This window comes from Palaeococcus pacificus DY20341, assembly GCF_000725425.1.
GTDB classification, from domain to species: Archaea; Methanobacteriota_B; Thermococci; order Thermococcales; family Thermococcaceae; genus Palaeococcus; species Palaeococcus pacificus.
In genome coordinates this window covers 1,673,418-1,698,727 of sequence record NZ_CP006019.1, presented here as the reverse complement: position 1 = coordinate 1,698,727, position 25,310 = coordinate 1,673,418, and the positions used below count along the sequence as shown (strand labels likewise).

The following is a 25,310-nucleotide window of genomic DNA, read 5'->3' as shown; positions in this document are numbered from 1 at the left end:
AGGAGGGCTAAGCGCCCTTCTTGTACTTGGGGTGGTACTTCTGGATGTACTTTGGTTCAACTCTCTTGAGCTCGGCCTCTGGAAGCATTGCCAAGAGCTCCCAACCGAGGTCGAGCGTTTCGAAGATGCTTCTGTCTTCATCGTATCCTTGAGCTATAAACTCCCTCTCAAAGCGGTCGGCGAACTTGAGGTAGAGCCTATCTGTCTCTGAAAGTGCCTCCTCACCAACGACAGCAACTAAGTCTCTCAAGCTTCTACCTTCGGCGTAGGCTGCATATAACTGTTGGCTCCATTGTGGGTGATCGTCTCTAGTCATTCCCTTACCAATACCGTCCTTCATCAATCTTGAGAGTGAAGGCAACACATCAATTGGTGGGTAAATTCCTTTTCTGTGCAAATCTCTGCTCAAAACTATCTGTCCCTCTGTAATGTAACCTGTCAAGTCTGGAATTGGGTGAGTAATATCGTCGTCGGGCATCGTTAGGATGGGCATTTGGGTAATGCTTCCTTTCTTCCCCTTAACTCTACCTGCCCTCTCATAGATTGTGGCCAAGTCGGTGTAGAGGTAACCTGGATAACCTCTCCTACCGGGAACCTCTTCTCTAGCTGCTGAAATTTCACGCAAAGCCTCACAGTAGTTGGTCATATCCGTTAGGATAACTAAGACTTGCATGTCGTGATCAAAAGCCAAGTATTCAGCAACTGTGAGGGCCATTCTTGGAGTAATTATACGCTCGATAGCTGGGTCATCAGCTAAGTTGAGGAACAACACAGCTCTTTCAATAGCTCCTGTCTCTTCGAAGCTCTTTTTGAAGAAGTTTGCCTCTTCATATGTGATACCCATTGCTGCGAAGACGACAGCGAACTGCTCTTCCTCACCTAAAACTTTAGCCTGCCTAGCTATTTGAGCTGCGAGCATGTTGTGGGGCAAACCTGAACCGCTGAATATTGGGAGCTTTTGGCCTCTAATTAGAGTGTTCATTCCATCTATAGCTGAGACACCTGTTTGGATAAAGTCCCTTGGATAAGCCCTTGCAACTGGGTTTAATGGAGCACCGTGGATGTCTCTCCTATCCTCGGGGATAATCTCTGGGCCACCGTCTATTGGCTTTCCAATACCGTTGAATATCCTTCCAAGCATGTCCAAAGAGACTGGGACTTTAAGGGTCTCACCGGTGAACCTTACTCTTGTGGTCTTAACGTCCAAATCTCTTGTTCCTTCGAAAACCTGCACGATAGCGAGGTCTTCCCTTGCTTCGAGTACCTGTCCCTTTCTCTTTTCTCCACCTTCCACTTCTATCTCTACGACCTCACCATAAGCTACTCCTTTAACACCTTGGACGATCATAAGGGGACCGTAAATCTTGCTAATTGTGGAGTATTCCTTTCCGACCATCTTTCTCACGCTCCATACTTCTTAAAGAGCTCTTCAAACTGCTCTCTTGTTTCATCTATGAGCTTTGCAATGTTCTCTACTTTTGCCTCATACTTCATTCTACCTATCTTCTCCCTTACAGGAAGCTTTGCAATCTCTTCAACTGGGACTCCGCTATTAACAGCCTGCATTGTGTAGTCGTAGAAGTTCAAGAGTGTTCTAAGCATTGTCACTTGCTTTTGAGGTGAGCAGTATGTGTCAACTTCGTGGAAGGCATCTTGCTGTAGGTAGTCTTCCCTAATCATTCTTGCAACTAGGAGAACCGCCTTCTCCCTATCGGGCAGAGCATCTGGACCTACGATTCTAACAATTTCTTGTAGTTCGGATTCTTTTTGGAGCAACTCCATAGTCCTGTTCCTCATTTCCCTCCACTCTGGGTCAACGTTGTTGTGCCACCAATTTTTGACAGCATCTGCATAAAGGGAGTAGCTTGTAAGCCAGTTGATAGCTGGGAAGTGCCTCCTCCTTGCTAAGTCAGCATCAAGGGCCCAAAAGACTTTGACTACTCTAAGCGTGTTTTGGACAACTGGTTCTGAGAAATCTCCACCCGGTGGTGAGACTGCACCTATAACGCTTACACTTCCAATTCTATCGTCGCTTCCCAATGTCTTTACTCTTCCAGCTCTCTCATAGAACTCAGCGACTTTTGAGGCCAGATAGGCGGGATAACCTTCCTCACCAGGCATCTCCTCGAGACGACCGGAAATTTCTCTCAAAGCTTCGGCCCATCTTGAAGTTGAGTCGGCCATCAAAGCGACGTCGTATCCCATATCCCTAAAGTATTCGGCTATAGTAATTCCAGTGTAAATTGAAGCCTCTCTTGCAGCAACAGGCATGTTTGATGTGTTTGCTATAAGTACGGTTCTCTCCATCAAGGGCTTTCCACTTCTTGGATCCTTGAGTTTGGGGAACTCTTCAAGAACGTCGGTCATCTCGTTACCGCGCTCACCACAACCGATGTAAACGACAACTTGAGCGTCACTCCACTTAGCCAATTGGTGCTGTGTAACTGTCTTTCCACTTCCGAATGGTCCTGGAATTGCAGCTGTTCCACCTTTTGCTTGTGGGAAGAACGTGTCAACTATTCTCTGCCCTGTGATGAGTGGAACCTCTGGTGGAAGCTTTTCTTTGTATGGCCTCTTTTGCCTAACGGGCCACTTTTGATACATCTTGATTTCTTTTATTTCCCCGCTTGGAGTCTTTACCTTTGCAATGACCTCTTCGATGGTGTACTCTCCCTCTTCCACGATCTCGACTATTTCTCCCTCGACATGGGGAGGAACCATAATCTTGTGCTCTATTAAGCTCGTCTCTGGAACAACACCCAATATATCACCGCTAACAACTTTATCTCCAACTTTAGCTTTTGGAGTGAAATGCCACTTCTTATCTCTCGGCAAAGCTGGGGCGGTTAGACCTCTGGCTATGAAGTCTCCACTTTGCTCCCTAAGCGCCTCTAATGGCCTTTGGATACCATCGTAAATTGAAGTTAGCAGACCTGGGCCCAGCTCTACGCTGAGTGATGCTTGAGTTCCAATAACGGGCTCTCCTGGCCTAAGACCTGCAGTTTCCTCATAAACTTGAATAACTGCCTTATCTCCTTCTAAACGAATGATTTCTCCAATGAGCCCCATTTCACCTACTCTAACAACTTCATACATCCTTGAGCCTCTCATTTCGTCGGCAACTACCAGTGGACCGGTAACCCTAATTATCTTTCCCATTTCCTTCACCTCTTTATCTCAACACCTATTGCTCTTCTAACGATTTCCTTAAGTTGATCTTCACCAAATAAGGAGCCAAACTTGTCGGGAATTTGAAGGATGATTGGAAACGTGACTTCTGGGACACCAACTCTCTCAGCCAATCTCTCGGTTATCAATATAATCCCAACGTCACCCCTCTCGATGAGTTCTTTCAACTTATTTTTTGCCCTTTCCGTCTCTAATGAGGTCTCTTCAAAGGAGTAAGCTTCATGAACTCCTGCGAGCTTAAAGCCTAAAACCGTGTCGCTATCGCCCATTAGGACTATCTTCATAGCGCCTCACCCACGATAGCTTTTATCTTCTCTGGCTTGACTTTATCCTCAATTAGCTTTGCTATTGCTTTGAGCTTTCTGATTTCCCTCTCCTTTAGCAGTATGTAGTTCAAAGGAATTGCAACGCTCAGTGGATAGAAGCGTGTCATTTCGGCAGTCTTCTCTTGGATGAACTTATCAAAGGCTCTTTCTAAGCTGCTTAGGTCTCCTTTTTCTAAAGCCTCCCTTTGTTCCCTAATTACAGCTGAATACTTCGTAGAGTCGAGCTCCGCTAACGCCATGCTAACGTCTTCAACGTTTAGGAGTGTTTCGATAACCCTCTGGTTCAAGCTTCCTCCGGGAATTATCATTGGTCTAATCTTCTCCGCGCTCATCTTGTGGAGCTTAGCCCTTAGTATGGTGAGCAAGTTGAGCTTGTCTATCTTGAGCTTAAGGAACTCTTCTATGATTTTCTTCTCTTCTCCTTTTTTGCTCTTTGCGTAGTTTAGGAGCTTGGCATAGTAGATCTTGTAGAGTTCAGTTTCGAACTCCTCTAAGCTTATCTCATTTAAGAGAAGCCTTTGGTAGACCTCTTCATACTCGGTACCCTCAAGGATTACCAGTATTTCTTCCATTGTCTTTGCTTCGGCTATTGCTTTTACTTTTTCCACAATTGTTCCGATCTCGATTATATAGTCCCTAGCAACCTCTCCACTCAGCTTTGCCTTAACGACAGCGGATACATTTCTAACGTCCCACTCTTCTAATAGGAGCTTAAACAACCCGTTAACCCTTTTTGGGAGGATTTTGGTCATTAGCGTATAAATATCAGCTAAAGCTTCGTTGAGGGCTCTATCTATAGCTTCAGCGCTGTAATTTTCAATTTTGCCCAAGTAAGGCTTGTAATCGCTGTCTTCGAGGCTCATGACGAAGTTGTTTAAGGTTTTTGCTTCGGCAAGCTCTGAGAACTTCTGCTCATTAAAGAGCCTAGCTTCCATAGCTTGGATTCTTGCGTTTGGATAGGAATATGGAGTATACTTCCAGAGTATGGAGCCCGTTTTATAGCCTACCCAAGTGAATATAACAGCAAGGGTTGTGTCTAAGAGTGCTGTTATAGTGTTTACTTCCACTCCCATCACCCAAAGATGGCTTTTGCAATTTTAGCCCTAAGCTCACTTTTCATTCTCTCGATTCTTGCCTCAAAGGTGTTGTCAACTCTGACGCTTCCATCTTCGCTCTTCACCAGTACTCCACCGATGGTGTTTATTGGCTCGCCAAATTCAATGTTCACTTTCTTGCCCAGATTTTTGGTTATGAATGTCTTAACAGCTCTGCTCTTTGATTTTAGGAGCTCAAGTGTCTTTTCATTTGAGCTTATTTTTACACTCTCCACTTCGAGCTCTCTGAGGGAGTCTAAAATCAGCAGCTTCAGGGTCTCAAGGTATTCGTCCTCAGGCATTGAGGCAAGCTTTTCTTTTAGGCTCTCAAATACTTCGTTTATGAGTTTTTCTTGCTCTTGGAGCTTCTTTTTTCTTGCTTCGAGCTTGGCATTGGCTATTATTCTCTGCTTCTCGATTTCTGCTTGGGTTTGGGCCTTTCTTATGATCCACTCTGCTTTTGATTTGGCCCTCTCTTCGGCTTCTTTTTTTATCTGCTCTGCTTGAGCATTTGCTTCGTTTAATAGATACTTGATCTTTTGCTCTGCTTCTCTGTTAATCTCTTCAATGATTAGTTTTGCTCCTTCCATTGCCCTTCCTCCTAAAAATTAATTAAAGTCTAAGGAGTGGCTTCAGAAGCCTACTCCTGTGATTATCATAATCAATGCTCCAACGAGACCGAAGATAGCCATTGTCTCTGCCATAGCGGCGAAGATGATTCCTTGTGTGAATGTCTTGGGGTTCTTTGAAACTGCGCCAATACCTGCTGAGGCTATGATACCCTGTGGAATTGCCGAAAGGCCTGTTAAACCAACGGTTAAACCAGCGCCTAAAAGGATTGCAGACTTAATCATGTTGCTTTGGGTAGCTTCGGCAAACTTGAATCCTCCACCGAGTATTCCTGAGACTAGCAATATTAGGAATAGGGTGATCAAACCATAGATACTTTGGGTCATTGGGAGACCCTCTAATATCAAAGCGTTTCTAAAGTTCTTCTCATCCTCTGCAACTGCTCCAGCTGCGGCTGCACCTGCTACACCAACACCAAATGAGGATGCAGCTCCAGCAATACCGGCCGCAAGCGCGGCACCTAAAGACACGTAAACTATTGGGTCCATTTCCTAACACCTCCTCTTTTAAAGTTCTAACTCGAGTTTTGACACTTCCCTCTTAGATTTGAAAGGCTCAAACTTTTTGCCTTCTCCGGAGTAAAACGTTCCGAAAAATTCAACATAGTGTAAACGGAGAGCGTGAACGAAAGCACCTAATGCGTTTATTGCTGTTGAGAATATGTGCCCTCCTATGAAGAGCACGAGGCCTATGAGTATCCCTAGGGGTACTGGGCCAAGCTTAACTCCCCATATCATTCCGACGAGTATGTTAATGACCATGGCTATTCCTGAGGTTGCCAAAGCTAGGGCCATCAAACGAGCGTAGCTGAGCCAGTTTCCTATGAAGCCGAAGAAGTCTGAGATTATCATTAGAGCTGCTAGTCCTCCATTTGAGAGCTCTGCTATTATGAATAGTATGAATCCTACTCCAAACACCGCCTTGGCTGGGAGTGCTAATGCAGGATTGTTCAAGCTAATGGCGAAGAGAGATACACCGATTATGATGAGCATCCATGACAGCTGTTCCGTCAAAGCGGATTTTACTTCTCCGTTTCTCAGCTTGACTATGAAACCCATGGTGTATCCTATGAAAAGGTGGATTAAACCGATTACGAGAGCTATTATGAGGACTGTGAGTGCCCCTCTCATCGCGTCTATTGCCATTGGGACATTAAAGCCAAGCACGTTGCCAACTTTTTGGAGGGCATCTCCAAAGTAGCTCCCGAACACCACACCCATGATCATTGTGAACACTGCACTCCAAAGGAGGATTTTTGAGAATTGGTATGTACCATCTTCGAGATGCTTGTGGCCTTTAACCAGTAAGGCAGCTATTACACCTATTAGCAGTCCGTACATGAAGTCCGTTAGCATGAAGCCGAAGAAGAATGAGTATGTGAATGCTAATATTGGTGTAGGATCGAACTCGTTGTATTTGGGTACACCAAACATCTCTGTTAACAGCTCAAAGGGCTTTGCCCATCCCGGGTTTTTAAGCTTGATTGGAATATCATCGAGTTCTTTCTCTGTAGGCTCTTTGATGTTTATGTGGACTTTGCCTTCTGTGACCTCTTTAATGCCCTTAATCAGCTTATCCACGTTTTCCTTCGGTGTCCATCCAAACAGAGCGAAAGTCATGTTCGTTCTAGCTAAATTGCTTAGTGTGTTTGCTTTCTCCCTCTCGTTCTCCATCAGCTCTTGGTAAAAAACGAGCTTATCGTAGTATTTTTCAGAGATGGCCTGTGCTTCTTTCTTTATATCCTCAAGCTCTCTCTCCTTTTCGCTGAGCTTTGATTGATATTCCTTTATTAACTCTCTTGGTGTTCCTTTGCCCTCTGGGACTTCTATCCTTCCAAAGGAATACTTTGCCAAAATTGGATTAGCTTTATCATAATCTTGCTTTAAGACCACAACAACAACCAGATATTGTCCTTTTAGTTCTTTGGATACATAGGCTATCCTTTTTTCGAGGGTTTTGGTGAGCTCTTCGATCATTGGGGAGAACTTCTCCCTATCCACAGTTCCTGCAACAATCTCTAGAAACTTTGTTCCCCTCATATAGGCGACATCAATTTCGAGGGCTGAGAGGAGCTCTAAAATGTTTATGTCAGTCTTTATTCTCTCAATCTCGGTTGTGGTTGAGTTTAATTTCTGCTCGACTTTCTTTATCTCAGGTTCAGCTTTCTCTAAGAAGTTCTCCACTTCTTTTACGAGGTCTTCAATGCTTGTGTATTTGAATGGATTCTTTGGGAGTGGCTCCGGGAATATGAAGCTTTTTATGCCCCCTTTACCCTCTTTTTTAAACGCTCCCAAGAACTCTACGAGCCTTGATATGCCTATGCTGTATGATGCTGCCTTTCGATAGAACTCATTTGGAGTGTCTTTTTGAGCTATATCAACTTTAACTTCCCTTATTTCAACTACGCCCTCTTCATGGAGATACGTAAGAAGCTTGTCCTTATACCTGTTAAGGCTGATGACCTCGAGCTTGACCATCTCGTGGGGCTTAAACATCTCAAATCCCTCTGACGAGCTTTAACGCTTCATCAACGGCCTTCTCAAAATTCTCTATCGCTCTTGCCTTAAGCTCCTCAAGTTCTTTTTCATTCTCTTCTAAAATCTTTTCAGCTTCTTGCTCGCCTTCCTTCTTTTTTGCCTCAACAATCTTTTTGGACTCTTCCTGAGCCTTTTGTATTATGGAATTCTCAATGTTTTTTGCATCTTCTCTTGCTTTTTGAATAATAAGCTTTGCATCTTGCTTGGCTTTTTCAATCCTCTCCTCTGCTTCCTTTTCGGCCTCAACGATTTGCTTAATAACGTCCTCCATAAGCATCATCTCCTGTGAACGTGAAAATTAGGCACATTTTTGGCTACTCTGGTTGCTTTAAATACTTTATGCTTATGATATGTTATTTTTTACAATTTCATACGCATTCATGAAAAAATTTTCATCATAATGTCAATGATTTGAACCCTGAACCAGTTAAGGGCATTAGTGTTTTGGAGTTTTCTTTTAATAATTCTTTCTTTAGGAGTAGTTTAAATCCTGCGTAGCCCACTGCAGACGTTGCTTCTACAATAAAGCCCATTGATCTGAGTTCTTCCAGAGCTTTCTTTGTCTCTTCTTCACTTACGGAAATGTGCACTCCTTTAGATTCTTTGAGAGCACTTTTTATCTGCTCCTTTCTTGGCGGCTCTGGAATTGCTATTCCCTCTCCGAGCATGTTTTTTTCTTTGCTCCTCTTTCCCAAGCTTTCAAATCCCTTTGCTTGGACTGCGATTAGTTTGGGGATCTTCTTTATTTTTCCAAATCTTTCGAGCTCCTTGAACCCCTTGTATAGGCCTAAAAATAAACTACCGCTGCCTGTGGGTATTATTACATATTCAACTTCTCCAATCTGTTCAAAAGCTTCATAAGCTGTTAATTTAGTCCCTTCCAAAAAATAGGGGTTATACCAGTGGGAAACGTATGTGGCTCCTTTAAACTCTTGGGCCTTCTCATGAACTTCCATTCTTGAGCCGTCTATCTCATGAATCTCTGCCTTTAAAAGCCTTAAGAGCTTCTTTTTGCCTTCACTTGTATGTTTTGGAATAAAGACGTGAACTCTAATGTTTTCAGCCTTTCCAAAGAGAGCAAAGCTTATTGCAGCGTTTCCCGAAGAATCGAGGCTTATCTCTTTTATACCCTCCTCTTTAAGCTTTGCAACGGTGACGTAGGTTCCTCTATCTTTAAAGGAACCGCTCGGCATTAAGTATTCGAGCTTGAATAAAACTTTCATCCCTTCGATTTTTCTCTCGATAACTGGGGTTATTGGGGGAGTTAGTGAGGGGAGAGTTTTTTGGTTCACAGGTAAAAGGTTTAGATATCTTCTAATGTCTAAATAATCACTGTTTAAGAGGTCCTCGAGGGGTTTTTCAAACTCATTCACAACGTCTAAGAGGCCACCACAGTCACACTTTAAGCGAAAAACATCTGGATATGTGGCCTTACAAATTTGGCACTTCAACATAAGGCATCAAAGAAGGAATCGCTCTCAGAATATTTAAAATTAAAGGGGAGAAAGCTACTCTCTCTTTTTCTCGAATATCTTTTTTATCTCTTCGAGAGCTTTGTCCCTTGCGAATATTATGACTTGGCCCTTCTTTGGGAGTTTTGTCTCTCCAGAGGGTATTATTAGATTTCCTTTTTCGTCATAAACTGCCACTATTAAGGAATCTCTTGGCAATCCAAGTTCTTTTACGAGCTTTTCCGAAATATCGTTTTCGCTGTTTATGCTGAACTGAACTATCTCCGCGCCTTCCTTTGGCAGCATGACTCTATCAAAGCCGGGAGTTACGATAGTTCTAAATATGTAGTTAGCTGCCATTTCTTCTGGACTTACGACGTAGTCAAAGTACTTCTTTAAGTCCTCAACTTGCTCAAAGACTTGCTTGTTCTTAATGTTGCTGACCCTTAGGATGGTGGTTATGTTTGGGTTTAGGTGCTTTGCAAGTATGCATGCCAATAAGTTAGCATCGTCCTGTCCTGTCAGAGCAGCAAATGCATCTGCCTGCTTTATATTTGCCTCCTCGAGCACGCTTTGGTTTGTTGCATCTCCGTTTATCACTAAACCGTTTATCAAGTTGGCAAGCTCCTTTGCCTTCTCTTTATTGCTTTCTATTATGGTTACATCATGTCCCTCACTTTCGAGCATCTTCGAGACTAAAAATCCAACTCTGCCCGCACCCATTACTACAACAAACATTCCATCACCTCTTCTTCTCGCTCAAAAGCATCTTCGCTATCTCTGCATATGCTGGTCTCGTTATGCTTATACCTATCAGCACGCCCAATATTGTTGTGAATGCAAATCCTCTAAGACCTCCTACGAAGAACTTGAATAGGAAGCTCATTGCCACAACGGTTGTTGTTGCCGACGCTAAGATAACGAAGAAAGCCCTTCCCATTCTCTTTAGGACGCCGCTTCTCTTAGTTATTCTCTCCTTCCTTTGAGAGCCTAACAACTCGTCCGTGATGACTATTTGCTGGTCTACACCTGTTCCAATTGCCGCAATAATACCAGCTATACTTGGTAAGTCCAAGTTCCACTTAATCAGTGCCGCAACGCCTAGGATTATAATTACTTCGCTCAAGCTTGTGCTTACGACTGGTATTGCTATCCTAAGCTTCCTATAGTGAGCGTAAACCACTGCACCAACTACCAATAGAGCAGCTATACCTGCTATGAGCACTTGGTTCTTGAAGTCTCTTCCAAGCTCGGCGGAGATGTATTGTGTTCCCTCTACATAAACTTTAATGGGTAGTGAACCACTTGCAAGGACGACGGAGATTATGCTTGCCTCCTGTTGAGCTAGGTATGGATTTGAAGAAGAGCCTGTAATCTCTACGTTTGTCGCAGCTTGGCCGTGAGTTAATCCTTCACCAACGCTGTATGGACCGTATAGACCTAGGGCTTTTGTTATCAAATCGTATGTTGTCTCGTCCTTTCCTCTCTCTATAACCCTAACTCTAACCCCTCTGCTCTCAAGTTCATCCTTTAGGTTCCCGTTGACCCCGATCAGCACCACCAAGTCTTTATCTTTAGCTAAATCAACTATTTCATCAATGCTTTGGTTAGCGTATACCACAGTATCTATGTTGAATGCCTTCTTAATGCGCTCAGGAAGTGACATAGCTTGGGGAGCTTGGGCATTGAACTCATCCTTCATTACATTGTAAGTTTCTTGGGACACTAAAAGGAGGGAGTTAACGGGTGGGTCTAAAAACATATCAACAGGATACCCCGGCTTGTTTAAAGCTAGTTGAGCAAATCTCTCGGCTGCTTTTTGGGAGATTTGGAATGGAACGTGCCATCTATAAGTGCTTGGTTCAATTCTATACTCAAACACTTGGACTATATCCTCTCCAGTAGCAAAGATCTCTCCCTCAAATTCAGCGTAGAAGACACCTTGCTTTTCAATAGTCTCTTTAATTCCCCTCACAGTATCTTCACTAACGTTTGCTACTTTTACAATTATGTACTGGTCTCCCCAAGGCTCCACTTTGACATCTGCTATACCTAAACGGTTAATTCTGTTAGTAAGTGAAGTAACAACTTTATCCATAGTGTTCTGGTCGACTGGCTTTTCAAGTCTAACTGTTATTGCAGTACCCCCGCTTATGTCGAGACCAAATGTTAGTCCATACGCAATTATAGAAGCAAATGAGCCTATTACAAAGATGAGCAACAATAAAACGCGCCAATTTAGCAGGAGATTTTTCCACTTCATTGCTTTTCACCCCTTGAGAGATACCACTTTAAAACTCCAGCGTTGAGAACCCAAGTGTTCATGAAATCCGCTAGGAGACCGAATACCAAAACTACGGCAATTTGGTCGATTACTGGGGCTGTTGAGATGAGCCAAAGTGATGCTAAAGCGCCTAGAGTTGTAGTACTCATGGTGAAACCTGTAGACACAGCGGAAAAGTAGGCTTCCTTTATCGTGTCTTCTTTCTTCTTGAGGAGCTTTGTTGTCAAGAGGATGTTGCTGTCAACTGAATAACCTATCAACATCAGCAGAGCCGCTATTGTGGCTTGGCTCAGCTCTATTCCTACTAGACTCATTAAAGCTACCGCTATTATCATGTCTGATATTGCGGAGAATATGACCGTGAATGAAGGTACCAAAACCCTGAAGAAGAGGAATACCACTATAGCCATTCCTAGAAACGCATAGCTTATAGCTTTAATTCCCTGCTTTTGTGCCATTTCTCCAAACGTCGGTTGTACTTCACTTTGTGCGTATTTTGCGTCTGGGAACTTTTCCTTTAGAACGCTTATTATGTCCTCAGGAGAAGACCCCGCAGGCGCATAAACGTTTATACCTCCTCCGGCTAAGCTAGTAAAGCTCTCCACCCTAACTTCTATTCCTAACTTATCGCTAACGTATTTTGCAACTTCATCTGGATTTGTGCTTACCCCTTGGGCAGTTACAACAACACCACCAGCTAGGTCAATTCCTAGTGTGGGGGGTTTAACCGCCAAAATGAGTAGAGCTACAACAAAAACAATTAAGGGATACATAATCATCTTTTTATGCTCCATTTCAGCAAGTTTCTTTAGGAATTTGGGTCTCATATTTTCACCCCGGCAATTTGTTTTGATTTCTCAAGATAAAGTTTTTTATTTGCTGGGTTTTTATTTTGTATGTCAAATTTAAAGAAACGTCTATTTAAAGTATTAGGTGACAACCAAAGCTGTTCATTGGGTGAAGGAGAATGAAAATTAGCAAAGAGCAGAGGAAGAACCTTAAGAAAGATGCATTAGAGTATCACAGGAACAATTTTCCTGGTAATGGCAAAATAGAGGTTATTCCAAAGGTTAAGCTTGAGGACTTCTACGACTTAACCCTCGCTTACACCCCTGGAGTTGCTGAGCCGTGCAAAGCCATTCATGAGGGGGAAAGCTATGAGGACTATACGATAATCCCAAACACTGTGGCAGTTGCAACAGACGGGAGCGCTATTCTAGGTCTTGGTGACATTGGTGTTTTAGCGGGAATGCCTGTTATGGAAGGAAAATGTGTTCTTTTTAAGGCACTTGCGGGAATTGACGCTTTTCCGATCCTAATTGATAGCAGAGATGTCGATGAAATTGTTGATACACTAAAACTCATCTCAAAAGGATTCGGAGGCATTAATCTGGAAGACATAAGTGCTCCTCGCTGCTTTGAGATTGAAGAGAGATTAAAGATGGAATTGGACATTCCAGTTTTTCATGATGACCAGCATGGAACTGCTGTTGTTACCATTGCAGGCCTTATTAATGCCCTAAAACTTGTGGGAAAGAAATTTGGTGAGATTAAAGTCGCTATGAGCGGCGCGGGCGCTGCAGGCATTGCTATTGCCAGGCTTTTGCATTATATGGGTGTTAGGGACATTCTAATGGTAGATAGACATGGTATAATTTATGAGGGGAGAGAAAACTTAAATCCCTACAAGGAAGAGGTAGCTAAGTTCAATCGTGAGAACTTGAGCGGGAGCTTGGCAAATGCCATGGAAGGTGCGGATGTTTTCATTGGTGTGAGCGTTGGGGGATTGGTTAGTGGGGACATGGTCGCTAAAATGGCCGATGATGCAATAGTTTTTGCCATGGCAAATCCAATTCCCGAAATAATGCCGGAAGAGGCCAAAAAGGCCGGCGCTAGGATTGTGGCCACAGGTAGGAGTGACTATCCAAATCAAATTAACAATGTTCTTGGTTTTCCTGGAATTTTTAGAGGTGCTCTGGACGTTAAAGCGAGAGATATAACGCTTCAAATGAATATTGCGGCAGCTAAGGCTATAGCGAGCGTTGTGAGCGATGAAGAGCTTAGTGAAGATTACATTATACCCTCTCCTCTACATCCGGATGTGTATCCTAAGGAAGCTCGTGCCGTCGCAGAGCAGGCACTTAAGGATGGTGTTGCTAGGAGAAAGGTTAGCGGCGAATGGATTGAGATTCATACGAGGAGGCTTAGAGAGTTCTATAAAACCTACATCGCTCCGATAAACTTTGAGAGAAGGAAGTGGGATGGTTAAGTTTATTAGTTAGGTGATAGACTTTAGCTTATGAACCCATAGCATAAGTGAGGTGGTTGCGGTGAGTGATACAATTGGATATCACTACGTTGTTGAGGCTGCTGGGTGCGATGCAGAGATTTTGAGTGATGCAAACAAGATCAGAGAGATATTCCTAAAAGCTGCACAAGTAAGCAATATGGAGGTCAAATCGAGCTACTTCTTTAAGTTCTCCCCAACAGGAGTCAGCGGAGTGGTTATAGTTGCAGAATCCCACATCTCCATACACACATGGCCGGAGGAGAGATATGCTGCTTTGGATGTTTACACATGTGGTGACAAGGCTGACCCGGAAAAGGCTGTAGATTACATTTTGGAACAGTTCAAAGCCGAATATGCTCACGTCTCTGAAATTAAGAGGGGCATAAAGGAAGAAGAAGGGACTTTTACTCACATGATACTCACCTGGGAGGAATCTTTAGATAGAAAAAACGCTAAATAATAAGCTATTCCAAACTGCTTTTAATATCTTCTTTTATTTTGCTTTCAGCTTAACTATATCATCAACGCGTGTTTGATTTTAGACCTCTAAATCTTCCCTCATCAACGCTAATTTAGCTTATAAATAATAGTATACACCTTAATCTGGCAAAAACGTGCTTAAACTGGAATATTATGCTTATAGCCTCCTGTGGGCTTTTTATGTAGAGCTTGTTATTGAGTCCACATAATAGAGCAAAATTTATAAACCCTTCACCACATCTATCCAACGGGCACAGCCCCGTGGTGTAGCGGCCAAGCATGCGGGACTTTGGATCCCGCGACCGGGGTTCGAATCCCCGCGGGGCTACCATTAACATGGGCTCCAGAGAGTCGAACCCCATTTTTCATCTTACTTCTGCTATTCGAACCATGAAATATTGGCTCTGTTTATGTTAAGTCTTTCTGAGGTAACTTGACGGTTTTGGATGTCTATGGGTATAATTCATACGTTTGGCATACTCCCTCGGAACATATTTGGAGTTATTGGAAAATGATTGATTTTTTTCTAAATTTTCAAAATGCTGTCTAATGTCCTATATTTGAATCATGTTGCTTCAGAGGGTGTTAAATCTTTATTGCTGGTCTCGTGTTCAATAGAGCAGTGAGAACGGCTTTTTGTTGGAAATCGAACTTCTCAGGAACGTTTAAATAGTATGAGGCCCTAGTTATCTTTATAGTTAATGCTAATCATAATCGCCTCTTTTAATAATATTAGTGAGGATAAGCGGAAAGTTTAGACCCACTATACCGCTTACAATGATAAATAATTACATAGTGAAAGGTGAGTAAATGTTGGAAAAGACTAAAAGATCTATAGAAACTGAGATTTTAAGACTCCTTGAAAAGCAAGGTGAGCTTACTGTAGCATTTTTAACTCGGTTTTTAAATGAAATGGGTATAGAATGCACCCGACAGAAAGTAGAGAAAGTGCTGAGAAAGCTTGTGGAAAAAGGCCTTGTTGAGGTATTTTATACAAACGGAAATCGTAGAAGGCATTATAGGTTGGTGGTGTGATGACTACCACTTCTATGATACTTGGGAATGAAAGAAGGATGCTTTTGATAGAGTATCTCCAGAAGTCAAACGGCAAAGCAGAACTTAGGGATATAGTGGAGTTTATAGCCGAGGAAGAAGGGCAGACTGACAGAAGGCATAGGAAAAGCGTATATGTAAGTCTTGTGCAGACACACATTCCCAAGATGGAGAGAGCAGGAATAATAAGCTTTGAAAGGGGAATTGTAGAGCTTATCGCTGTCCCTGAGGACGTTGATATTTACATGGAAGTTGTAGAAAAACATGACATAAGTTGGAGCACTTTTTATGCAGGGGTTTCATTGATTTTTGCACTCACGGGATTGTGGCTTAGCAACATTCCATTAACAATAGCTGCTGGCATATACCTTCTTTTATCCATGATCCATCGTATGAAGGTCTATAGAGTTATACGGAGCATATAATGCTAAGTAACAACTCATTACCGGCTCAGTAAGCAGAAATTGTCTATATAGCATAACAATCAAGAAGTAAGTTGAGTGTTCCATCATGAGATGGGGCACCGCTTTAAAAACCCGGAGGGGAAAAAATGAAAAAAGTTTTAGCGCTTGGCATTTTAGGGATTCTAGTAGCCTTCGCTTTTGCGTTAGGCACCAGTGCTACTTTTAGGGACTACAGAGCCCAAAGAAGCAGTCACATTGCAGTAGTGGCTGACGATGTGGAACTCATTGATCTGCACCCAGGACAGCCATATGCATACATAAACTACAGAGGAAAGCTAGTTATAGACTTCTCAATGAACAACCCCAACTGGCCAGGATGGGAAGACCCTGATTGGTGGGACAACGAGACGCCAATTAGAGGCTTAGGATTAAGCCCGCAGTCAAGATATAACTTTGACCACGTCTTCTATGTAAGTAATGACCTGTGGGAGAATGTGACTATAGTTGTGGAGGTAATCTCCTCAGATCCAGGAACCTTCTCCTTCTATGACCCGACCAAAAATATGTACGTAACGGGTACCAACACTAAGCCGTACAACTCAGATACTGCAGCTGGAGATGTCTGTTTCGTTCTAGCTCCTGGTGAGGAACTTGGAGTTGGTATGGAGCTAGCAACAGGTGGTTTTGGACTTGGCGACTTCTATGGCAATGTAACTATTAAAGCATGGCCGCTAGGAGATCAACCCTTTGTATGTGGGGGGGTGAAGTGATATGAAAAAGATACTAGGAATCTTCATGCTAATAGCAGGGATCGTGATCGCTGTTACAGCCAGCAGTGCAAGCTTTGCATACTTCGAGGCTGATAGAGAGGTTCATATAGCTATTGTCCCAGACGACAATGAACTTATTGACCTTAGACCACTGCAACCTTATGCATACATAAACTACAATGGTATGCTCGTAATTGATTTGAGCACAAACAATGGAAACTGGCAAAAGGGCTTTGGAGAAGGAGTTAGTCCAGACTCACTCTATATCTTTGAGCACATTTTCGGAGTAAGCAATGATCTCTGGGAAAACGTAACCATTTGTATGAACATTGAGTACAGTGGAAGCGGCGCTGTTAGCTTCTTTGAGGGAGACTACGTGGGTCAACCAGGAACGGATGAGCTCCATGTTACTATTCTTCCAGGAGAAGTAGTCGAAATTGGAATGATAATTGACAGCGACGGATTAGACGATGGAGACTCAGTGGACGGAACCTTGAACCTTGATGCAACACTTGGGCCATGTGAAGACTAGATCTGAAGATTTAGTCATTTCATTTTTGGAGCCTTTGCTCCTTATTATTTAATTTTCAAGGGGGAAGAAAAGTGAGAAAAATAATAAAAATATCTTATATAGTTATTGTGTTAGTTGTGCTATTCTTTAGCAGTTTGGGATGGTACGTGGAAAGACCAATTCCTGTTGTTTATGCTGTTCCTGATAATGCTTCTAATTTTTCTATTGAAAACCCCCTTCCTCCCTATTCTTATCTCAGCAACGGAGTTTTAAAAGTTGAAATCAGCAACGAGAGCCCATTTTATCCGGGGTTTGGTGAAGGCCTATCCTCAAACAGTACTTACGTTTTTGAAGAGGTTTTTGAGATTAAGAACAATGAGAGCGAGACTGGTTTTAGTGAAATTTGTGTTAGGGTTAATTCTACTTCTTCAAACATTGCATTTTTTAAAGGTGATTACGCCGGCTTTTGGGCCCAAAGTATAGAGTTTACTGTTTTAGCAGACGAATCAGTCAAAGTTGGAATACGCTTTGACACACATGGCTTGCCTCTAGGTGATTACAATCAGGTGATAACTATAGAAGCCTTCGGAGGTAGCTGTGAATGAAGCGGCTCATTGAATACGGTGTTTTGTCCGTGGTGTTCATGCTTATTATGGGTTCAATTGTGGGTGTTCTCTTAGATAGACCTATTTTCATGTCTTATGCTTATTCCGACAGTATGACCCCAACTATAAGCAAGGGAGACCTTTTCTTCATAAATCCTTTCTCAAGGAATGCTGATGTTAAGGATATAATCGTCTTTAACATGTATGGTGCTTGGACTGTCCACAGGGTAGTTGCTATTGTAGATGATGGCTACATAACGAAGGGAGACAACAACGTTGCTACGGATCAGCAAGATGGAAAAGTACCGCCTATTTCAAAAGAACAGATAGCAGGAAAAGTGGTTATACTTGGTGAGACCCCCCTTAAGCTACCCAACTTAGGGAGCTATCTCCAGGGAAGAATATCAAACAACAATAAAATGTTTTTGGCATTTTTCCTTGTGCTTTTAGGGGCTGTTGTCTTCAGCACTGAAAAGAAAACAAGTAAGCGAAAAGGGAGGAAAAAATTCATTAAAGTAAAATTCAAAACACTCTATATATTAGCCTCCGCGTTATTGCTTGTGATGATAGCCACATCAATGTTCGTATCTTGGCAGGTTTTTTCAATTGAATATGTTGTAACTTCGGCAGGAGGACTAAGAGAAGGATGGTACTTACCGGGTTCGACTTTTGAGAGGGAGCTAACGATTAAAAATGGGAACTTTTATCCAATGATTTATCACATAACGGTCGAAACGCCTTTTATATCGGATATATCTGATACGCGTTTTGATTTGGGGGCCAACGAGGAGAAAACTATCAAAGTCATTGTAAACACTCCAGAAGAAACCTCGCTATATGCGGACAAAGTTAAAGTCAATGCATATATGCCTGTACTACCCGAATCAATTATAACCAGGCTTTATTCAATAAGCCCAATTCTCCCAATATTTGCTATCCTTCTGGAGACTTCGGTTTTCTTGGGGTTAGTTTACATTGTATCTGGAATTGGGGAGGGGGATATTCTCAAAATAAGAATTAAACGATCGGCGTTATGGAGGCAGGTCAAAGCGGAGGTGTTAGGAAGATGAGAAAGATTTTGCCAATTATCCTAGTGATGCTTCTGTCATCATTGATGGTTATCGGCTCGAGTGGGACTTTTATATACTTTGAAGCAGGAAGAGAGGTTAAAGTGGCAGTAGTTCCTCATGACAAGGAATATTTAAGCTTTATGTGTTATGAGGAGTATGCAGCAACTGTTGTTATGGAAAAGAATAGTAATCTAACTTTTGATGCTTTAACGGTTGGAAACTACTTAAACGAGCTTAAGAGTGTTTGGGTTCGCTTATATCCTAATTACTCAGGTCTTCCGGTAAATATGGATGTTTGGATAGAAACTGAAGATGGAGTAGAGAGGGAGATAGCTTCGGAAGATAAATACACTTTCATGGGGAATGTAAGTGTAGGTGACGTTCCTGCTGGGGAGTATATTATTCCTCTGGAGTTTTACGCTCACTGGGATGGCGGAGATGCTGAGATAACCACATGTCCTATTAGGATTATTGTGGTGGGTGATCCGACAATAGAAAAAATATTGCTTGAAGGAAACACAACAGTTCCCACTCATACGTACTTGGAGTGGAAGTTCCGCATACTAGTAACAAATCACGGTATTGAGAGAAACTTAACGATAAAGGACGTAATACCCGGTGAATTTGGGGTTGATGAGAACAGAACTAGTGCAAGCAAGGGAGTTTATGCATTCACTCCTCATGGAAAATCAACTCATTTGGAGTGGAATGTAACATTGGAAGCAGAAGAAAGTGCTTACATAGATATAACAATATACACACGGAAAAACCCGGCAGGAAAGCAAGAGTTTACATCATGTGGAGACTATCCGCTTAACGATGGTGCAACAATAAAAGAATACGACATAACGAGCAATTCTCTCGTAGTTACTGCTATATGTTCGTGTTGCAATGAATGCCATGATGACGACTGTGATTGCCATGACGATTGTGAGGAGTGTAATGAGGACGATGATAAGCATAAGAAGGGAGCATGTGACTGAGATGGATCATTTGGCACATGTTAATTTGTTGAAGGTGAGTTAAATGAAAATTGATAGGGATTTGATTGAAGAATATCTAAAAAAGTATTTAACTAAAAAGGCTGTCCTAGGAGTTCTAGTAGTCCTAGTACTTGTTTTTTCGTTTTATTCCGTAAAACTCATGGGAGCGCAGTCATATAGTGTTATCAACAAACGAGTGGCTACGTACACTCAGGAAGGAGTTCTTCTCCATACTGCTTTATTGAAAAATAATACTCTATACGGAGATACATTGAGCAGGGAGGAGTATCCCATACCGCTTGTAGAGAACTTTTTGTTTACCTACAGATACAGATTTAATCCAGGAGATGTTGTGAGGGGCAATTACAGCCTCACGGGAAAAGTCACATACAGTGTTAACAAAGGAAATCAAGAAGTCGTTCTTTGGGAAGAAGAGCTTTTTAGTGAACGCGGAAAGCTCGACAATGGGAAATTCCTTGTAAACTTTGGACTGAATTTGGAACAGCTGAACAATAGAACGAACGAAATCTCTGAAGAACTCGGACTAAAAAGACTCAATCGTAAGATCACTTTCGAAGCAAAAGTTGACCTCATAGGTGTAATAGCGGGTAAGGAAGTAAAAGAAAGCTTTACGCACACTATGAACTTCATGCAAGACAGCACAGCAGGTCTATATTACTTCACCAATGAAAAGCAGACAACTCAAGAAGTATTGACAAATACGATTACCAGGGAAACATCAGTCAGGATATTAGGAATAACAACAAGGGTATCAACTGCTAAAAAGGTTATCCCAGCTTTGCTGCTTTTGTTCTTGACACCACTTCTTGGAGGAGTATACACTATTAGAAGTCAGATGCCGCCTAGAGAGTTTAAGGGTTTGGAGGCTTTTATGATTGAAGGTGTGCCCCAGCATGTCAGTAAGAAGGTATTTTTAGCATCAAAAGAAGATCTAAAGAAAACTTTTGACTTAGTGGATAAGCCAATAATGCATTACAAAGACGGCGATGAGGATGTCTACGTTATAGTCGATGAAGGCATTGCTTACGAGTACAGAGAAATGAATCCTAAAGAGCAAGAAAACGCTTGATTTTTTTATTTTTTGCATAACATTTAAATTTCTCTTCTTTTCTATTTAAATGGGTGAGAAGATGTACGAAGAAAAAGTTCTGCTCAGTGAGATTAAGCAATTCATGAACAACGACGACCTCTATACGCTTTATGAGGAGACATACTTTAGATACAAGCATTACTTTGATACAACAAACTACATCGTTTTAAACGTCTACCAGTTTAATGATCATGGAGCAATTCACGTTTTGCTCACTACAAGGAATGCACTTGAGATTTTAAGGATTATTAAAAAGTTTGGTCTTCAGACAACCGCTGAAAAATTGGGCAAGTCCTTTGAGTGGAGCAAGTTTATCGTCGCCTTCGGAGCACTTTTCCATGATGTAGGCAACATGATTCATAGGGAAAACCACTATCTCTTCAGCACAATTCTAGCGGAGTCTATAATAGAAAGCCTCGCTAAAACGTTTGAGGAGGATGATTGGCTCCTCTTGAAGGCCTTAACCCTTAACGCCATCTATACTCATGATGAGGCCGTTCCTTGCACTACCATTGAGGGGAGCTGCGTGACAATAGCTGATGGCTGTGACATGGAGGAAGGGAGAAGCAGGCTGGCGCATAAGAAGGATAAAGTTGATATCCACGCAGTTTCCTCTTTAGCCATCAACAAGGTTGAGATCAAAGAAGGGGGCGAAGAACCTATATTGATAGAGATTTGGATGAAGCATTTAGCTGGAATATTCCAAGTAGATGAGATACTAACCAAGAAAATCAAAAGCTCCCTTTTGGGTGGAAAAGTCCGGATTAGGATACACGCAGGGGAAGAAGTCCTGGAGAAGGTGGTTTAATGTCCTCTCTCTTTTTAGCTTATCAGGACTTTAAATACCTCTTAAATCGAGGCTATCGGAAAAAATATGCCTTAGAATTCGTTGCAAACCACTACAAGCTCTCTCTAAAAGAAAGGCACTTCTTGGCGAGATGCGTTTTCAGCGATAATGCAATAGCGGAGCGCAAGAGAAAGCTCCTCTCTAAAGAAGAGCTGAAGGATAGAGTGCTTGGAGTTGACGGCTTCAATGTCCTCATAACCCTAGAGTCCCTTCTTGAGGGGAAAGCGGTGCTCTGTGAGGACGGCCTTCTAAGAGATTTGAAATATCAAAGGGGGTACAAACTGAGCCCCGGCACTTTAAAAACCCTTAACATGCTTGCCAATACTCTCGCCTCCCTCGAGTTAAAGGAAGTCGTTTTTCTGTATGACGCTCCGGTTAGCAAAAGCGGTGAAGTAGCAAAGCTCACGAGGAAGGCCCTTAATGAGCACGGTGTGGTGGGGGAGGTCAGGCTGTCCCAGGCGCCTGACTATGAGCTCAAATCTTTTGATGTAGTTGCCACCTCCGACATTGGTATTATTGATAAAGTTCCTTTCGTAGTGGATTTGCCGGTAATTGTGGGCAGTATTTTGGGTATCAAGCCCCTTCGCTTTTTTGAGGTTCTTACGACTGAGCATTAACCCATAGAAGTTTTGTCTTTTTGCGTTGGTTTTATTCTAACATCTCGGATGTAAACTTATATGTGGGGGACAGTTCACAGAATTGTATAAGGAACGGTTAAATATTATGAGAGCTAAAGTATTTAGAAAGGGGGCTTCTTTATGAAAGGGAAGTATGCTATTTTGGCTTTATTTATCGTTGGTTTAGTTTTTGTTAGTGGCTGCATTGGGGGTGGCGAGGAAATTAAAGAAAAGGTTAAGGAAGAAGCCGAAAGTGCAGTCCAAAGCTATACTGAGAGTTATACCTCAACGGAGGAGTATGAGGAGAGTGAGACTTATACAGAGACGGAAAGTGAGTCTGCAACTTGGGTCAGTCCATGGGATGCCTACCGTCCAATTGAGATAGACGGTCAGAAATACATGATAACCTACATCAAGTACCACCTCCGTGTCAGAACTGAGGAAGGAGGAGATATCTACGAGTATAAAGTCGAAAAGAAGCGTGAAAAGACAAAGATACACATTTACGGAAACAAGGTAAATATGGAAACCGGAGAGCAGGAGAAGGTAGATTTGGGTGAGTTTGAGGTCTATGAGTACTATGGGAAGATAACCCCTATCAACAGTGCAGATATGGAAGCTCCATTGGAATACACTGTATGGGTTAAAGAAAGGACAGAAAACACTGACACGTTTTTCCTCTTCCCCTCACTTGACTTCTTCGCCTTGTATGCTTCTCTTTACGGTGGTGGGGATGTCATTGGGATCTCCATAACCTACGGCGACCAGAGGTTCATCTTCTACAACCCCGGAGCAGTCGGAGATATGAGCACGATGCCATATCAGGAAGGGGATATGGATCTGATATCTAACATTCCAGACATAGGAAACATTTATACGAGCTGGTATGGCTTTTATACTTTTGGAATATGGACTGCAATTGAGGGGGAGGATCTTTACAAGGCGAAGAAAGGTTCTTGGGGCTTTATGGGCTACCAGTATAATTATGAAATAGATCCTGATGGTACAGTTAACCTTGGGGGGAAAGGCTTTAAAGTATCAACCGTCAGGTGGACCTACACGCTTGGCAACATTCAAGGACAAGGTGAGGCCACTTTATCTGCCAATCTCCCAATTCCTATAGAGGCTAAAGGAGTTTTCATCGAGCAGAACGGGGCAAATATTTTCACCCATGTAAAGATAGAAGACATCAGATTTGAGAAGGTCTGAGTGCATCCTTTGTTTTTAACTTTCTTATGTTGAGCTTTAGGCAAACTTTATATCTTTCGACTCCTATTTTTCTTTATGTTTGGAGATGTTGAGCTGAGGACGCAGATAATTAAGATTGGTGGCGAGAGAATACACATCCTCGAAGAAACTGATGAAATACTTCTTTACAAAAGAGACAATGTACAGAGGATCATCAAAAAAGGTAGTGATAATCTTAAAATACTCCCTTCTCCGGCTGTGGGATACGGTGTTAAGCTTTTAATGGTTAAATTTAAAGAGCCTTTGACAGTTCCTCCGGGAGATGCCATAACGGGCTTTGTTGAGGCACCTATAGAAGTTGAAGTTAAGGTGGGAAACTTAACTATTGACCACTTCTTCATTGGAAGGGAGAAGTATGCTCTATACGGCACGGTTGAAAATGGAGTTATAGTTAGATACCACGTCACAGATTTTTACTTCGAAGAGCCGAACTCAATTGGGGCTGCAAAGATAGTTGTAAGCAACCCCTCAAACGAGTGGAAGATGCTTGAGAGGATTGTTATCCCGATAAAGGGAAGCGTCATGTTCTACAACAAAGAGAAAGCTTACTATCCTTTGCTTATAACTACAGTTAAGAACCACACTCCAGAGGTAAACAACACCGGAAAACCGCCGAAAGAAGGTTTAAACGCCACAAAAGAAGCCTTATCCCTTCCGAATTTTCTAATGAGGTGGTGAGAATGAACGTGACTAACAATGTTACTGGCTTTTTTAATCAAGGCTTCTTTGCTGAGAATATGGTATTCGACATAACAATTGGCAGTATTGTGAAGGCGGCCATAGTTTTGGTGATTGGTCTATTTTTGGCGAGATTTGTTAAACACTACATAAGCGAGATTTCGAGAAGAACTGAGTATGTATGGATATTCAACGAAGAAACTGCCAGCATGGTTCACAGGCTCATATTGGTTGTGTCGGCGATCTATGCCTTTGACACGCTTGGCATTTTGGCCTATGAAGTTTTAGGGACAACACTCAGCAACCTAACAGCGGCATTCCTAGTTTTCTATTTCTCATATATGATTGCGAAAAAATCTAAGGACTACATGGTCATGAGTGGTGTAAAGAAGGGCAACTTGCCAGAAGCTCAGCTTAAGGGGAAGCTCTTCTACTATGCGGTAGTTATATTGGCGTTTTTCATAGCTCTCAACATAGCTGGATTTGCGGGTAAACTAACAACACTTATAGCGGCTGCTGGAATAACGGGTATCATTTTGGGATTTTCTGCTCAAACAGTTGTAGCTAACTTTATCTCGGGGATTTTCATGTATTTTGACAAACCCCTCAAGATAGGTGACCCCGTCAAAATTGGCGAATATGGGGGAGTCGTCCACGATATAAGGATCCTCTCTACGCGTATAAGAACTTGGGACGGCACTCTGGTGAGAATTCCAAATGAGAAGCTCTTCAACAGCGAGATAGTGAACCTCCAAAAGTATCCTGCTAGGAGGGTCGATATTGTTGTGAGCATTGCATACAAGGAAGACGCTCAAAAAGCAATAGATGTTATAAAAAGAACGCTTGATGAGATGGCCTACGTTTTAGCAGAGCCTGAGCCGATGATCTTTGTGGATAACCTTGAAGATAGCGGCGTCAGCATAGCGGTTAGAGCCTGGACGCCGAGCGAAAAATGGTTTGATGTCAGGAGTACAATAGTGCAGAGGGTTAAGGAAGCCCTTGATAGTGAGGGAATTGAAATTCCATTCCCACAGAGAGTAAACTGGTTTGCTGAAGAGCTCAGGGTTAAAGTTGAGAAGGAGTGAGTGCATGGAGTATCCTTGAAAATTTCATTCTTTTGTGTTTTTTCTTG

Annotated in this window: 27 protein-coding genes and 1 tRNA gene; 16 read left to right on the top strand and 12 right to left on the bottom strand. The window is 42.4% G+C overall.

All coding sequences use genetic code 11. The features are described from left to right. Positions 1–7 precede the first annotated feature (7 nt). From PAP_RS09245 to PAP_RS09190, 12 genes are all read right to left on the bottom strand, one after another. A complete protein-coding gene (locus PAP_RS09245) occupies positions 8–1,396 on the bottom strand; it encodes an ATP synthase subunit B (RefSeq protein ID WP_048165732.1) in 1,389 nt (462 codons plus the stop codon). A 5-nt stretch (positions 1,397–1,401) separates the two neighbouring features. Continuing rightward, a complete protein-coding gene (locus PAP_RS09240) occupies positions 1,402–3,159 on the bottom strand; it encodes an ATP synthase subunit A (protein ID WP_048165731.1) in 1,758 nt (585 codons plus the stop codon). 5 nt (positions 3,160–3,164) lie between these two features. Continuing rightward, the gene (locus PAP_RS09235; protein WP_048165730.1) at positions 3,165–3,473 is read right to left on the bottom strand and encodes a V-type ATP synthase subunit F; all 309 of its coding nucleotides are present in this window, start codon (positions 3,471–3,473) and stop codon (positions 3,165–3,167) included. Then, positions 3,470–4,588: a V-type ATP synthase subunit C gene (locus PAP_RS09230; protein ID WP_201769534.1), complete on the bottom strand. Its 1,119-nt coding sequence runs from the start codon at positions 4,586–4,588 to the stop codon at positions 3,470–3,472. The genes PAP_RS09235 and PAP_RS09230 overlap by 4 nt, the downstream gene beginning before the upstream one ends. Continuing rightward, positions 4,588–5,199 (bottom strand): V-type ATP synthase subunit E, encoded by a 612-nt coding sequence (locus PAP_RS09225; protein WP_048165728.1) that lies wholly within the window; start codon positions 5,197–5,199, stop codon positions 4,588–4,590. The genes PAP_RS09230 and PAP_RS09225 overlap by 1 nt, the downstream gene beginning before the upstream one ends. Positions 5,200–5,241: 42 nt before the next feature. Then, positions 5,242–5,727 (bottom strand): ATP synthase subunit K, encoded by a 486-nt coding sequence (locus tag PAP_RS09220; RefSeq protein ID WP_048165727.1) that lies wholly within the window; start codon positions 5,725–5,727, stop codon positions 5,242–5,244. Between the two features lie 18 nt (positions 5,728–5,745). Beyond that, entirely contained in the window at positions 5,746–7,734 is a 1,989-nt protein-coding gene (locus PAP_RS09215; RefSeq protein WP_048165726.1) for a V-type ATP synthase subunit I, read from the bottom strand. Position 7,735: 1 nt separating this feature from the next. Continuing rightward, on the bottom strand, positions 7,736–8,047 hold the full coding sequence (locus PAP_RS09210; protein ID WP_048165725.1) for a V-type ATP synthase subunit H: 312 nt from the start codon (positions 8,045–8,047) through the stop codon (positions 7,736–7,738). 124 nt (positions 8,048–8,171) lie between these two features. After that, the gene (locus tag PAP_RS09205; RefSeq protein ID WP_048165724.1) at positions 8,172–9,230 is read right to left on the bottom strand and encodes a pyridoxal-phosphate dependent enzyme; all 1,059 of its coding nucleotides are present in this window, start codon (positions 9,228–9,230) and stop codon (positions 8,172–8,174) included. A gap of 54 nt (positions 9,231–9,284) precedes the next feature. After that, positions 9,285–9,965, bottom strand: coding sequence for a potassium channel family protein (locus PAP_RS09200; RefSeq protein ID WP_048165723.1), 681 nt, complete (start codon positions 9,963–9,965; stop codon positions 9,285–9,287). A gap of 4 nt (positions 9,966–9,969) precedes the next feature. Then, on the bottom strand, positions 9,970–11,490 hold the full coding sequence (locus PAP_RS09195; protein WP_048165722.1) for a preprotein translocase subunit SecD: 1,521 nt from the start codon (positions 11,488–11,490) through the stop codon (positions 9,970–9,972). Further along, positions 11,487–12,338 (bottom strand): protein translocase subunit SecF, encoded by an 852-nt coding sequence (locus PAP_RS09190; RefSeq protein ID WP_048165721.1) that lies wholly within the window; start codon positions 12,336–12,338, stop codon positions 11,487–11,489. Before PAP_RS09190 ends, PAP_RS09195 begins: the two co-directional genes overlap by 4 nt. Positions 12,339–12,478: 140 nt before the next feature. Between PAP_RS09190 and PAP_RS09185 the strand changes: the two genes are divergently transcribed. From PAP_RS09185 to PAP_RS09110, 16 genes are all read left to right on the top strand, one after another. Beyond that, on the top strand, positions 12,479–13,780 hold the full coding sequence (locus PAP_RS09185) for an NAD(P)-dependent malic enzyme (RefSeq protein ID WP_048165720.1): 1,302 nt from the start codon (positions 12,479–12,481) through the stop codon (positions 13,778–13,780). A 61-nt stretch (positions 13,781–13,841) separates the two neighbouring features. Next, positions 13,842–14,261 (top strand): adenosylmethionine decarboxylase, encoded by a 420-nt coding sequence (gene speD / locus PAP_RS09180; RefSeq protein ID WP_048165719.1) that lies wholly within the window; start codon positions 13,842–13,844, stop codon positions 14,259–14,261. A gap of 275 nt (positions 14,262–14,536) precedes the next feature. After that, positions 14,537–14,612 (top strand) — tRNA-Gln (locus PAP_RS09175). Positions 14,613–15,091: 479 nt separating this feature from the next. After that, positions 15,092–15,316, top strand: coding sequence for a BlaI/MecI/CopY family transcriptional regulator (locus PAP_RS09170; RefSeq protein ID WP_048165718.1), 225 nt, complete (start codon positions 15,092–15,094; stop codon positions 15,314–15,316). Continuing rightward, positions 15,316–15,759 carry a DUF7344 domain-containing protein gene (locus tag PAP_RS09165; protein WP_048165717.1) on the top strand — a complete coding sequence of 148 codons (444 nt, stop codon included), beginning with the start codon at positions 15,316–15,318 and terminating at the stop codon, positions 15,757–15,759. Before PAP_RS09170 ends, PAP_RS09165 begins: the two co-directional genes overlap by 1 nt. Positions 15,760–15,884: 125 nt before the next feature. Next, positions 15,885–16,508 carry a DUF1102 domain-containing protein gene (locus PAP_RS09160; protein WP_048165716.1) on the top strand — a complete coding sequence of 208 codons (624 nt, stop codon included), beginning with the start codon at positions 15,885–15,887 and terminating at the stop codon, positions 16,506–16,508. 1 nt (position 16,509) lies between these two features. Then, on the top strand, positions 16,510–17,040 hold the full coding sequence (locus tag PAP_RS09155; protein ID WP_048165715.1) for a DUF1102 domain-containing protein: 531 nt from the start codon (positions 16,510–16,512) through the stop codon (positions 17,038–17,040). Positions 17,041–17,111: 71 nt separating this feature from the next. Next, on the top strand, positions 17,112–17,624 hold the full coding sequence (locus tag PAP_RS09150) for a DUF1102 domain-containing protein (RefSeq protein WP_048165714.1): 513 nt from the start codon (positions 17,112–17,114) through the stop codon (positions 17,622–17,624). Next, positions 17,621–18,694 (top strand): signal peptidase I, encoded by a 1,074-nt coding sequence (locus tag PAP_RS09145; protein WP_048165713.1) that lies wholly within the window; start codon positions 17,621–17,623, stop codon positions 18,692–18,694. Before PAP_RS09150 ends, PAP_RS09145 begins: the two co-directional genes overlap by 4 nt. Next, the gene (locus PAP_RS09140; RefSeq protein ID WP_201769533.1) at positions 18,691–19,677 is read left to right on the top strand and encodes a hypothetical protein; all 987 of its coding nucleotides are present in this window, start codon (positions 18,691–18,693) and stop codon (positions 19,675–19,677) included. Before PAP_RS09145 ends, PAP_RS09140 begins: the two co-directional genes overlap by 4 nt. 43 nt (positions 19,678–19,720) lie before the next feature. Beyond that, positions 19,721–20,767, top strand: coding sequence for a DUF5305 family protein (locus PAP_RS09135; RefSeq protein WP_048165712.1), 1,047 nt, complete (start codon positions 19,721–19,723; stop codon positions 20,765–20,767). 61 nt (positions 20,768–20,828) lie between these two features. Next, positions 20,829–21,596, top strand: coding sequence for an HD domain-containing protein (locus PAP_RS09130; RefSeq protein ID WP_048165711.1), 768 nt, complete (start codon positions 20,829–20,831; stop codon positions 21,594–21,596). Further along, the gene (locus PAP_RS09125) at positions 21,596–22,252 is read left to right on the top strand and encodes a DUF434 domain-containing protein (protein WP_048165710.1); all 657 of its coding nucleotides are present in this window, start codon (positions 21,596–21,598) and stop codon (positions 22,250–22,252) included. Before PAP_RS09130 ends, PAP_RS09125 begins: the two co-directional genes overlap by 1 nt. A 141-nt stretch (positions 22,253–22,393) precedes the next feature. Beyond that, on the top strand, positions 22,394–23,461 hold the full coding sequence (locus PAP_RS09120) for a hypothetical protein (protein ID WP_048165709.1): 1,068 nt from the start codon (positions 22,394–22,396) through the stop codon (positions 23,459–23,461). A gap of 75 nt (positions 23,462–23,536) precedes the next feature. Then, positions 23,537–24,178, top strand: a complete 642-nt coding sequence (locus tag PAP_RS09115; protein ID WP_048165708.1) for a DUF432 domain-containing protein — start codon at positions 23,537–23,539, stop codon at positions 24,176–24,178. Between the two features lie 2 nt (positions 24,179–24,180). Further along, positions 24,181–25,263: a mechanosensitive ion channel family protein gene (locus PAP_RS09110; protein WP_084177556.1), complete on the top strand. Its 1,083-nt coding sequence runs from the start codon at positions 24,181–24,183 to the stop codon at positions 25,261–25,263. Positions 25,264–25,310: the final 47 nt, after the last annotated feature.